The organism is Pararhodobacter sp., from assembly GCF_034676075.1.
In the GTDB taxonomy this organism is placed as follows: domain Bacteria; phylum Pseudomonadota; class Alphaproteobacteria; order Rhodobacterales; family Rhodobacteraceae; genus Pararhodobacter.
This window is the reverse complement of the sequence record NZ_JAUCCQ010000028.1, coordinates 1-10104: the sequence shown is the minus strand read 5'-3', so window position 1 is coordinate 10104 and position 10104 is coordinate 1. Positions and strand designations below refer to the sequence as shown.

General features: G+C 67.0%; 11 protein-coding genes, 1 tRNA gene and 1 pseudogene. 9 read left to right on the top strand and 4 right to left on the bottom strand.

Translation table 11 applies throughout. From position 1 onward, the window contains the following. Positions 1-4: 4 nt before the first annotated feature. From VDQ18_RS10455 to VDQ18_RS10445, 3 genes are read right to left on the bottom strand one after another with little or no spacing between them, the layout of a single operon-like run. The gene (locus VDQ18_RS10455; RefSeq protein WP_323020882.1) at positions 5-448 is read right to left on the bottom strand and encodes a GFA family protein; all 444 of its coding nucleotides are present in this window, start codon (positions 446-448) and stop codon (positions 5-7) included. Further along, on the bottom strand, positions 445-1182 hold the full coding sequence (locus tag VDQ18_RS10450) for a hypothetical protein (RefSeq protein ID WP_323020881.1): 738 nt from the start codon (positions 1180-1182) through the stop codon (positions 445-447). Before VDQ18_RS10450 ends, VDQ18_RS10455 begins: the two co-directional genes overlap by 4 nt. Beyond that, positions 1179-2615 (bottom strand): NAD(P)-dependent oxidoreductase, encoded by a 1437-nt coding sequence (locus tag VDQ18_RS10445; RefSeq protein WP_323020880.1) that lies wholly within the window; start codon positions 2613-2615, stop codon positions 1179-1181. Before VDQ18_RS10445 ends, VDQ18_RS10450 begins: the two co-directional genes overlap by 4 nt. Before the next feature lie 215 nt (positions 2616-2830). Between VDQ18_RS10445 and VDQ18_RS10440 the strand changes: the two genes are divergently transcribed. Next, the gene (locus VDQ18_RS10440; protein ID WP_323020879.1) at positions 2831-3634 is read left to right on the top strand and encodes an undecaprenyl-diphosphate phosphatase; all 804 of its coding nucleotides are present in this window, start codon (positions 2831-2833) and stop codon (positions 3632-3634) included. A 21-nt stretch (positions 3635-3655) separates the two neighbouring features. On the opposite strand, the gene VDQ18_RS10435 is transcribed toward VDQ18_RS10440, so the two are convergent. Continuing rightward, positions 3656-4645 carry a complex I NDUFA9 subunit family protein gene (locus tag VDQ18_RS10435; protein WP_323020878.1) on the bottom strand — a complete coding sequence of 330 codons (990 nt, stop codon included), beginning with the start codon at positions 4643-4645 and terminating at the stop codon, positions 3656-3658. 201 nt (positions 4646-4846) lie between these two features. Between VDQ18_RS10435 and VDQ18_RS10430 the strand changes: the two genes are divergently transcribed. From VDQ18_RS10430 to VDQ18_RS10395, 8 genes and pseudogenes are all read left to right on the top strand, one after another. Then, positions 4847-4931 (top strand) — tRNA-Leu (locus tag VDQ18_RS10430). A 147-nt stretch (positions 4932-5078) separates the two neighbouring features. Then, positions 5079-5747, top strand: coding sequence for a dienelactone hydrolase family protein (locus tag VDQ18_RS10425; RefSeq protein WP_323020877.1), 669 nt, complete (start codon positions 5079-5081; stop codon positions 5745-5747). 164 nt (positions 5748-5911) lie between these two features. Beyond that, complete coding sequence (gene purU, locus VDQ18_RS10420) at positions 5912-6796, top strand: formyltetrahydrofolate deformylase (protein ID WP_323020876.1); 885 nt, start codon at positions 5912-5914, stop codon at positions 6794-6796. Positions 6797-6891: 95 nt separating this feature from the next. Continuing rightward, a complete protein-coding gene (locus VDQ18_RS10415) occupies positions 6892-7503 on the top strand; it encodes a ribonuclease D (RefSeq protein WP_323020875.1) in 612 nt (203 codons plus the stop codon). A gap of 1 nt (position 7504) precedes the next feature. Beyond that, complete coding sequence (locus VDQ18_RS10410; protein ID WP_323020874.1) at positions 7505-8140, top strand: hypothetical protein; 636 nt, start codon at positions 7505-7507, stop codon at positions 8138-8140. After that, positions 8140-8637: an LptA/OstA family protein gene (locus tag VDQ18_RS10405; RefSeq protein ID WP_323020873.1), complete on the top strand. Its 498-nt coding sequence runs from the start codon at positions 8140-8142 to the stop codon at positions 8635-8637. The genes VDQ18_RS10410 and VDQ18_RS10405 overlap by 1 nt, the downstream gene beginning before the upstream one ends. Before the next feature lie 8 nt (positions 8638-8645). Continuing rightward, a complete protein-coding gene (gene lptB / locus VDQ18_RS10400) occupies positions 8646-9386 on the top strand; it encodes an LPS export ABC transporter ATP-binding protein (protein WP_323020872.1) in 741 nt (246 codons plus the stop codon). Positions 9387-9419: 33 nt separating this feature from the next. Then, positions 9420-10104 (top strand): annotated as a pseudogene (locus VDQ18_RS10395) (hypothetical protein); the annotation flags it as partial.

Sequence of the window (10104 nt, the reverse complement as noted above, 5' to 3'; positions counted from 1 at the left end):
CTTCTCACTCGCTGGCAAGCTGGCTGAATCGGTCGATGCAGTCCTGCCGGGTCAACAGGGTTCGCCCCTCACCCGCGTAGCTGTAGCTGTCGGGTTTGTGGTCGATGTAGATCTCGTTGGACAGGGTCAGCCCGTTCGCATCGTCGAACAGGCCAATGGGAATCTCGGTATCGCCCGCCCATTCGCTGTCGGCGGTAACCCGGAAATAAAGGTTCGAGCCGCAGTCGCGGCACCAAGCGCGCATCGCCCAGGAACTGGTCTGGCGGGTGGCGATATGCTCCTCGCCGGTCCAGCGAATGTTGCCGGTGGGCACGGTCATCCCCAGCAGCGCCGAGCCGGTCCAGCGGCGGCACATCTCGCAATGGCAGGCGCCGAATTCGCGCTTGGTGAGGTCGGCCTCGAAGCGCACGGCGCCGCAGAGGCAGCCACCAGTTCTGGTCTCGATCATGCGTGATCCTCCGCCAAGGGCAGGGCGCTCAGCATCGGCCCGCAATTGTGCCGCGGCTGGGTCGAGGCAAAGCCCGGATCGCCGGGATAGAGGAATTCCGCCGGCGAGCTGTCGGTGGTGTCTTCCTGATCGCCCGAGCGCCAGGTGCGGATCCCCGAAAAGAACCGCCGATGCGTGGCCGAGACGTATTCGCGGCCGGTCGTCGTGCTGATGAGCAGGCCGGCCGCATCGTAATACTGCGTCTCGAACTCGGTCCGCAGCAATTCCTCGCCGTCGATCACCGCGGTCTCGCCGGTCAGGCGGTCAAAGCCGGTGACGCGGATCTGCTCGCCATCGCGGATCTCGTCGAAATCCCAGTCGTCATAGCCGGTTTCCAGCAGCGTCGTGACCGAGGATTCGTCGCGGGCCGGGAAGATCGTTCGCGACAGGCTGCCGTCCGGCAGTCCGCGGCTTTCGACCCATTGGGCCTCGTCATTGATCAGGCCGAGGTAGAAGGCGCCCGCCTCGTCGAAATCCATGCGCCACAGGTCGCCCGGCGAATCCGCGCAGGTGTAATGGTGCGAGACGGTACAGGAGCGGCTTTGCACCGCCAGATAGGCCGTGCAGTTCGACGGCGGGACGAAATCCTCGGCCCGCGCGGCGCTGGCGGCCACCAGCACGGCCATACCCAGCCCGGCCGCGGCAAGGCCGCGACGGGTCAGGGCAGGGCGCGCAGGGTGCCGCGCCTGGATCATTCCGCAGCCACCGCCGCGGGCTGGGCCAGATAGGACAGGATCGACTCGGCCGCTTCGCGCCCGTCGCGGATCGCCCAGACCACCAGCGAGGCGCCGCGCACGATATCGCCCACGGCATAGACGCCGGGCAGGCTGGTCGCATGCGTGGCATGGTCGCAGCGAATCGTGCCCCAGCGCGTCACGGTCAGTTCCGGCACACCCCAGAGGGTCGGCAGGGCCTCGGGCTCGAAACCCAGCGCCTTGATGACCAGATCGGCGGGTTCCAGATAATCGGCGCCCTCGATCAGTTCCGGCGAGCGGCGGCCCGAGGCGTCGGGCGTGCCCAGACGCATCTTCTGCACCACGACGCCGGACACGCTGTCCTCGCCCTCGAACCCGGCGGGGGCGGTCAGCCAGACGAAATCGACGCCCTCTTCTTCGGCGTTCTGCACCTCGCGCTGCGAGCCGGGCATGTTGTCGCGGTCGCGCCGGTAGAGCAACTTGACCGAGGTCGCGCCCTGACGCACGGCGGTCCGCACGCAATCCATGGCGGTGTCACCGCCGCCGATGACGACGACGCGCTTGCCCTCGGCGTTCAGCAGGCCCGAGTCGAAATTCGGCACCTCGTCGCCAAAGCTCTTGCGGTTCGAGGCGGTCAGATAGTCCAGCGCCTTGACGATGCCGCCCAGTTCCGCGCCCGGACCTTCCAGGTCGCGCGACTTGTAGACGCCGGTGGCGATCAGCACCGCGTCATGCTTGCCGCGGATCGCGTCGAAGCTGATGTCCTGGCCGACGGTGCAGTTCAGCACGAATTGCACGCCCGCCGCTTCCAGCTGTTCGATCCGGCGCATGACGACCGGCTTTTCCAGCTTGAAGCCGGGGATACCATAGGTCAGCAGGCCGCCCGCGCGGTCATAGCGGTCATAGACGGTGACCTGGATGCCGGCGCGGCGCAGGTTGTCCGCCGCGGCCAGACCGCCCGGACCCGCGCCGATGATGGCGACCGACTGGTCACGTTCGACCATCGGCTTGCCGGGCTGGACCCAGCCGTTTTCCCAGGCGGTATCGGTGATGTATTTCTCGACCGCGCCGATGGTGACGGTGCCGTGGCCCGATTGCTCGATGACGCAATTGCCTTCGCAGAGCCGGTCCTGCGGGCAGATGCGGCCGCAGATTTCGGGGAAGGTGTTGGTCGCCTGGCTCAGCTCATAGGCTTCCTGCAGCCGGCCGGTCGCGGTCAGCATCAGCCAGTCGGGGATGTTGTTGTGCAGCGGGCAATGCGTCTGGCAATAGGGCACGCCGCATTGGCTGCAGCGGCTTGCCTGCTCCTCGGCCTTCTCGGCGGCGAATTCGCGGTAGATCTCGGCGAAGTCCTCGCGCCGCTCGTCGGCCGCCCGCTTGCTGGGCATCTGCTTCGACTTGGTGACGAACTGAAGCATGCGCTGTGTTGCCATGGCTGGGCCTCCCGAAATGTCGCGCTGGCATACTCCGAACCGCGCCGCAATAAAAGTCAGTATGAGTTACCTATATCCAACTTATTTTCCTCGCAAGTGGTCGAATCTGGAGGGTGTTGCATGAAAATATGTCAGCATGACTTACCTACCATTTGTCACTTCCGCTTTTCATAAAACGGCGTAAGGTGCCGCCGACTCCAGTCTGGATGGCCTTCATGCCCCTTTATCACATCTTTATTCTCGCGTTAATTCAAGGCATTACCGAGTTCTTGCCGATCTCCAGCTCGGCCCATCTCATCCTGTTTCCGCAGCTCACCGGGCTGCAGGATCAGGGGGTTGCGCTGGATGTGAGCGTCCATGTGGGGACGCTGCTGGCGGTGATGCTCTACTTCCGGCAGGATGTCGCTCAGGTCTGGCGCGGGCTGCCGGACTTGGCGCGCGGGCGGCTTGATTCGCCGGGCGCGCGGATGGCCTTCCTGCTGATCGTGGCGACGATTCCCGTCATCCTGCTGGGGCTGGTGCTGAAGGTGACCGGGTTGGTCGACAGCATGCGCTCGATGGCGGTGATCGGCTGGACCATGCTGGGCTTCGGCGTGGTGCTCTATGCCGCCGACAAGATGGGCAGCGAACAGCGCCGGGCCGAAAGCTGGACGCTGCGCGACGCGGTGGTGCTGGGCCTGTGGCAGGCGGTGGCGCTGATCCCCGGCACCTCGCGGTCGGGTGCCACCATCACCGGCGCGCGCTTCTTGGGGTTCGAGCGGCACGACGCGGCGCGGCTGAGCATGCTGATGTCGATCCCGACGATCATGGCTTCGGGCGTGCTGACGGCGCTGGATCTGGTCGAGACGGCCAATGCCCGCGCCGCGCTGGACGGGCTGATCGGCGCCACGATCTCGTTCGTGGCGGCGCTGATCGCGCTGAAGCTGATGATGCGGTTTCTGGCCGCCGTCAGCTTCACCCCCTATGTGATCTACCGGATCGTGCTGGGGGTGGTGCTGTTGTGGATGGCCTATGCCTGAGGCCGGACAGGGGGCGCGGGCTTATTCCTGCCCGCGCAGCCCGCTCGCCGATTCCTTGATCGCCTCGTACTGACCGGCCGGGCGGAAGCGCCACAGATAGGTCGGCAGGATCAGGTCCATCGGCGTCGGCCGGATGCCCAGATCGGCCAGACCTTTGGCGCCCGGCGTGACGACGCGGTCCTGGCCCAGGTCGCGGATCTGGTCGCGGGTCAGCACGCGGTTGGTGAACAGGCCCCCGGTCAGGAATTGCGCCGTGCCAAACAGGGCCGCGGTGACGCTGGCCAGCCAGTTCGGCAGGTTCACGATGATGCGGTGACGGCGGATCATGTCCAGCATCATCGCCATCAGCGCGCGGAAGCTCATCGCCTCGGGGCCGCCCAGTTCATAGACACCGGCCGGCGCCTCGCCCATCGCGCCCTTGACGGCGGCTTCGGCCACGTCGTCGACATAGACCGGCTGGAACAGCGTCTTGCCGCCGGCGATCGGCAGCAGCGGCGAGAAGCGCGTCATCCCGGCGAAGCGGTTGAAGAAATTGTCCTCGGGGCCAAAGATGATCGAGGGCCGCAGGATCACCGCGCCCGGGAAGGCGGCCAGAACCGCGGCTTCGCCCTCGGCCTTGGTACGGGAATAATCGCTCTCGGCTTCGGCATCGGCACCGATGGCCGACAGATGCACCAGCTGCTTCACGCCTTCCTCGGCGGCGAGGCGGGCGACGGTGCCGGCGCCCTTGGCCTGCACCGCGTCGAAGGTGTTCTTGCCCGATTCCAGCAAGATGCCCGCGCAGTTCACCACCGCATCGGCGCCGCGGATCACGGCGCGAATCGAGGCCTCGTCACGGATGTTGCAGAGCACGGGCTCGACCTGACCGACAAAGCCGTAGGTGCGGACATAGAGCCGCTCGTTCGGGCGCCGCGTCGCGACGCGAACCCGCCAGCCGGCCTGTGCCATGCGCCGCGCGACATAGCGCCCGACAAAGCCCGAACCGCCCAGGATCGTGACCAGTTTCGTCATCTCGCCCTCCGCGCCTTTATAGACTTGATGCTCAATACCGCCGCCCCCCCTTGCGGACAAGTCCAAAGCGGTCCGCGCCGCCGCCTGTCGCTGCGTTGCGGCGAGAGGGGCGCGGGAAATTTCTTGCCGGAGCCGCGGATTTTTTCGTGGCCCCCGTTGACACTCCCACGGCCCCCGGATAATCCACCGCTCACGCAATCAGCCCAGATGGCGGAATTGGTAGACGCGCAGGTTTCAGGTACCTGTACCGCAAGGTGTGGAGGTTCGAGTCCTCTTCTGGGCACCAAGCGTCCTCGTAAGCCCCGCAAGGTTCTGCCTTGCGGGGTTTCGCTTTTCCGGGCCTCTGCCGCGCTGAACAAGAGGCTGGAAACAACAGGCTGGCGTCGCCCGGCTTTATTCGGCACCCTGCCATCTAAAAGCAGGAGTTGCCCGCATGACCGATATCACCCTCACCGCCGCTGACGGCTTCGAACTGGGCGCCTGGCTGGCCGAGCCTGCGGGCGCGCCCCGGGGCGGCATTGTCGTCGTGCAGGAGATCTTCGGCGTCAACAGCCATATCCGCTCGATCTGCGACCGGCTGGCCGAGGCGGGTTACCGGGCCGTTGCCCCGGCGGTCTTCGACCGGATCGAGCCCGATTTCCAGACCGGCTATACCCCCGACGAGGTGGCGCGTGCCCGCGGCATGATCCCGCTCTTCGACATGGGCAAATGCCTGCTCGACGTGGCGGCGGCGCGGGACCATCTGGCGGGGGCGGGCAAGACCGGGATCGTCGGCTTCTGCCTGGGCGGCTCGGTCGCCTATGCGGCGGCGTCTCAGCTGGAAGGCTTCGCGGGCGCCAGCAGCTTCTACGGCGGGATGGTCAACAAGCTGATCGCCCAGCCGCCGCGCTGCCCGGTGCAATTCCACTACGGGGCCGAGGATACTGGCATCCCGCCCGAGAATTACGAGGCGGTGCGCGCCGCCGTGCCCGGGGCCGAGTTCCACGTCTACGAGGGCGCGGGCCACGGCTTCAACTGCGACCAGCGGGCCAGTTATGACGCGCCCTCGGCAGCGCTGGCCTGGCAGCGGACGCTGGATTTCTTCGGCCGCACGCTGGGCTGACGGGGCGGGGCGGGAACCGAAGTTGACGATCGGCGTCAGCGGTTCGGTTTCGGCGTCGCAGGCCGCGTGATTTGTGTCGCCGGCGTTGTGTCGGGGTCTTATGCCGCGTCGCAGAATCCCTCAGGATCGACCGACGCCAGCCCCTCCCTTCAGGAAGCCCCGCCATGATTCCTTACGTTCTGACCGTCCGCTGCGCCTCGCGCCGCGGGATTGTTGCCGCAATCTCGGGCTATCTGGCCGAGGCGGGATGCAACATCACCGACGCCGCCCAGTACGACGATCTGGAGAGCGGCAAGTTCTTCACCCGAATCAGCTTCGCCGCCGAGACCGGGGCCACCATCGAGGCCCTGCGCGCGGGCTTCGCCCCGGTGGCCGAGGCTTTCGACATGGATTGGGGGATCCATGACACCAGCGGCCGCATGAAGGTGCTGCTGATGGTGTCGAACTTCGGTCATTGCCTGAACGACCTGCTCTATCGCTGGCGGATCGGTGCCCTGCCGGTGGAGCTGGTCGGCGTGGTGTCGAACCACATGACCTATCAGAAGGTGGTGGTGAACCATGACCTGCCCTTCTGGCACATCAACGTCACCAAGGAGAACAAGCCCGTGGCCGAGGCCCGGCTGTTGGAGGTGGTCGAGGGTTCGGGCGCCGAATTGATCGTGCTGGCGCGCTACATGCAGGTGTTGTCCGATGCGCTCTGCACCAAGATGTCGGGGCGGATCATCAACATCCACCATTCCTTCCTGCCCAGCTTCAAGGGCGCGAACCCCTACAAGCAGGCCTATCAGCGCGGCGTCAAACTGATCGGCGCCACGGCGCATTACGTCACCGCCGATCTGGACGAGGGTCCGATCATCGAACAGGACACGGTGCGCGTGACCCATGCGCAGAACCCGGCCGATTACGTCTCGCTCGGCCGCGATGTCGAGGCGCAGGTGCTGGCGCGGGCGGTCCATGCCCATGCCCAGCATCGCGTCTTCCAGAACGGCCATCGCACCGTGGTCTTCCCGGCCTCGCCCGGGGCCTATGCCTCGGACCGGATGGGCTGAACCCGCCGCCAGCCAGGGGCCCGGGGGCGCGCAGAATTGACGTGGCCCGCCCCCGGGACTAGATGGGTTCGCATTCCCGGCGAAAGACCTTCCTCATGGCGAATTTCCTCTACCAGAACGATCTGCCCGACGGTCTGGACCTCGGCCCGGTGGTGGCCATTGACTGCGAGACGATGGGCCTGAACCCGCATCGCGACCGGTTGTGCCTGGTGCAGCTGTCGGGCGGCGACGGCAATGCGCATCTGGTGCAGATCAGTCAGGAGCAAACCGAGGCGCCGAACCTGACCCGTCTGCTGGCCGATCCCAAGGTGCTGAAGCTCTTCCATTTCGGGCGCTTCGACATCGCGGTGATGGAGCATCGCTTCGGCGTTCTGGCCGCGCCGGTCTGGTGCACGAAGATCGCCTCCAAGCTGGTGCGGACCTATACCGACCGGCACGGGCTGAAATACCTGCTCTCGGAATTGCTGAACGTCGACATTTCCAAGATGCAGCAATCCAGCGACTGGGGCGCGGTCGAAATCACCCAGGCGCAGAAGGATTACGCGGCCTCGGACGTCCTTTACCTGCACCGGCTGAAAGAGGTGCTGGAGGGCATGCTGGCGCGTGAGGGCCGGACCGAGATGGCGCAGGCCTGTTTCGACTTCCTGCCGATGCGCGCCAAGCTCGACCTTGGCGGCTGGCCCGAGGTGGATATCTTCGCGCACTGACATGGCATTGGCGGAACCCGGACAGCGCAGGGCAGGCTACAGCAGGACCGTCGGGATCCTGAAAGTCCTGCTGCCGCTGACCGCGCTGACCCTGCTGTCGCTGGTCTTCCTGCTGGCCCGCACGGTCGATCCCACGCAGGCCATCACCAATGCCGAGATCGACGTCGAGGACCGCGCCCGCGATCCGCGCCTGTCGGGCGCCCGTTTCGCCGGTGTGACCGAGGATGGCGCGGCGCTGACCATCGTCGCCGAGACCGCGCGTTCCGACCCCGGCGCGACCATGCGGCTCGAGGTGACGGGGCTGGATCTGCAGCTCGAAGGCCGCGACGGCGAGACGATGCATGCCCAGGCGCAGGACGGGATCATCGACCGCGGCCGGGGCAGTTTCGAGCTGGCCGGCGGGCTGGAAGTCGCGGTGAGCCCTGGCTACCGGCTGGCGACCGAGCGGCTGGACGGGCTGCTAGATTCGACCCGCGTGCGCGCCCCGGGCGCTGTCGAAGGGGCCGCACCCGCAGGCACAATCCAGGCCGGAAACATGGAGATGCGGGCCGATTCCACCGATGGCGCCGGTTATGTGCTTGTTTTCGGGGGCGGTGTGCGGTTGAACTATCTGCCAGAAAGCCAAGGGGCCCCCTGATGCCGCGTCTTTTCCTCCGACTGCTTGCGGTGCTGATGCTTGCCGCTCTTCCCGCCTCGGCGCAGGAGGGGGTGCAGATCAGCTTCGGCCAGTCGCTCAGGCTGGACGGCTCGGCGCTGGAGGTGACGGCGGATCAGCTGAGTGTCGACCAGACCTCGGGCGCCACCGAATTCTCCGGCAACGTGCTGGCGGTGCAGGGTGAGATGCGGATCTCGGCCGGGTTGCTCAGGCTGGAATATGCCGCGGGCGCGCGCGAAGGGCAGCAGCGGATCAGCCGTCTGGTCGCCTCGGGCGGGGTGACCATGGCGACGCCCAGCGAAGCGCTGGAATCGCGCGAGGCGGTCTATTCCCTCGATACGCAATCGCTGGAAATGACCGGGGCGGTGATGCTGGTGCAGGGGACGAACCTGTTGTCGGGCGAACGGTTCGTGGCCGATCTCAGGGCCGGGACCGGCCGGATGATCGGCCGGGTCCGGACCATCATCCGCATGGAATGACGCCACCGATGGATGAACCCGACGCCCGGCCCGACGGATTGCGCATCCGTGGCCTGAAGAAAAGCTACAAGCGCCGCCCGATCCTGCGCGGCATCGACCTGGATCTGCACCGGGGTGAGGTCGTGGCGCTGCTGGGCCCGAACGGATCCGGCAAGACCACCTGCTTTTATTGCGTGGCGGGGCTGGTGCCGGTGGATGGCGGCCATGTCTCGATCGACGGGCTGGATGTGACGGGCTGGCCGATGTATCGCCGCGCCCGGCTCGGCATCGGCTATCTGCCGCAGGAGATGTCGATCTTTCGCGGCCTTTCCGTCGAGGACAACATCAAGGCGATCCTGGAGATCGCCGTGCCCGACCGCGCCACCCGCGCCGCAAGGCTGGAAGAGCTGCTGCACGAATTCCGCATCGAGAAGCTGCGCAAGTCGCCCGCCCTGGCGCTGTCCGGCGGCGAGCGGCGGCGGGCCGAGATCGCGCGTTGTCTGGCCTCGAACCCGTCCTTCGTGCTGCTGGACGAACCCTTCGCCGGGGTCGATCCCATCGCGGTGGGCGATATCCGCGGGCTGGTGGGCGATCTGACGGCGCGCGGCATCGGCGTGCTGATTACCGATCACAACGTGCGCGAGACCCTTGAGATCGTCGACCGCGCCTATATCCTTCATGATGGAACCGTGCTGATGAGCGGCACGCCGGACGAGGTTGTGGGCAATGCGGATGTGCGCCGGGTCTATCTGGGCGACTCGTTCCGCTAGAGACGGGGCCGCTGAAGACGGGGGAGGTGCCCGATGGCGCTGAACCCTCGGCTTGAGCTGCGCCAGCAGCAGCGGCTGGCGCTGACCCCGGATGTTCGGCTCAGGCTCAACATGCTGCGCATGGGGCCGGGCGAGCTGGCCGACGAACTGGCCCGCGAGGCTGCGCGCAATCCCTTCCTGTTGCTCGACCGTCCGGCGTCCCGCCCCTCGGCCCCGTTCGAGGGGCTGGACATCGACGCGCAGGCGCGGTCCGCGCCGTTTCAGGAAGACCTGCGCCTGCAGATCGAGCGGATGGACCTGCCGCGCGGGATCGCTGCGCTGGCGCTGTTCCTCATTGCCGAACTGGGGCCGGACGGGTTTCTGGACACCGATCTTGAGGTGCTGGCCGAGGAGCAGGGCATCGACCCGGAGCGGCTGGAACAGGCGCTGGCCGCGCTGCATCGCTGCGATCCGCCCGGGATCGGCGCGCGCAACGTCACCGAATGCCTGCTGCTGCAACTGGTGGACAAGGGGCTGGGCCGGGATGAAGCGGCGGCGACCCTGCGCCTGCTGCCGCTCTTTGCCCGGCGCGATTGGGGGCGGATCGGGCGCGAGCTGGGGCTCGACCCCGCCGGGGCCGAGGCCCGGGCGGCGTTGCTCAAGGGTCTGACCCCGCGCCCGGCTCTGCCCGCCGCCGAGCCCGAGGTCGAGGCCGCGCCGCTGCTGCCCGACCTGCGGC

Bases quoted from the DNA above. Each gene is read 5' to 3' on its own strand.
- VDQ18_RS10455 (WP_323020882.1), bottom strand. From the start codon at position 448: ATGATCGAGACCAGAACTGGTGGCTGCCTCTGCGGCGCCGTGCGCTTC.
- VDQ18_RS10450 (WP_323020881.1), bottom strand. From the start codon at position 1,182: ATGATCCAGGCGCGGCACCCTGCGCGCCCTGCCCTGACCCGTCGCGGC.
- VDQ18_RS10445 (WP_323020880.1), bottom strand. From the start codon at position 2,615: ATGGCAACACAGCGCATGCTTCAGTTCGTCACCAAGTCGAAGCAGATG.
- VDQ18_RS10440 (WP_323020879.1), top strand. From the start codon at position 2,831: ATGCCCCTTTATCACATCTTTATTCTCGCGTTAATTCAAGGCATTACC.
- VDQ18_RS10435 (WP_323020878.1), bottom strand. From the start codon at position 4,645: ATGACGAAACTGGTCACGATCCTGGGCGGTTCGGGCTTTGTCGGGCGC.
- VDQ18_RS10425 (WP_323020877.1), top strand. From the start codon at position 5,079: ATGACCGATATCACCCTCACCGCCGCTGACGGCTTCGAACTGGGCGCC.
- purU (WP_323020876.1), top strand. From the start codon at position 5,912: ATGATTCCTTACGTTCTGACCGTCCGCTGCGCCTCGCGCCGCGGGATT.
- VDQ18_RS10415 (WP_323020875.1), top strand. From the start codon at position 6,892: ATGGCGAATTTCCTCTACCAGAACGATCTGCCCGACGGTCTGGACCTC.
- VDQ18_RS10410 (WP_323020874.1), top strand. From the start codon at position 7,505: ATGGCATTGGCGGAACCCGGACAGCGCAGGGCAGGCTACAGCAGGACC.
- VDQ18_RS10405 (WP_323020873.1), top strand. From the start codon at position 8,140: ATGCCGCGTCTTTTCCTCCGACTGCTTGCGGTGCTGATGCTTGCCGCT.
- lptB (WP_323020872.1), top strand. From the start codon at position 8,646: ATGGATGAACCCGACGCCCGGCCCGACGGATTGCGCATCCGTGGCCTG.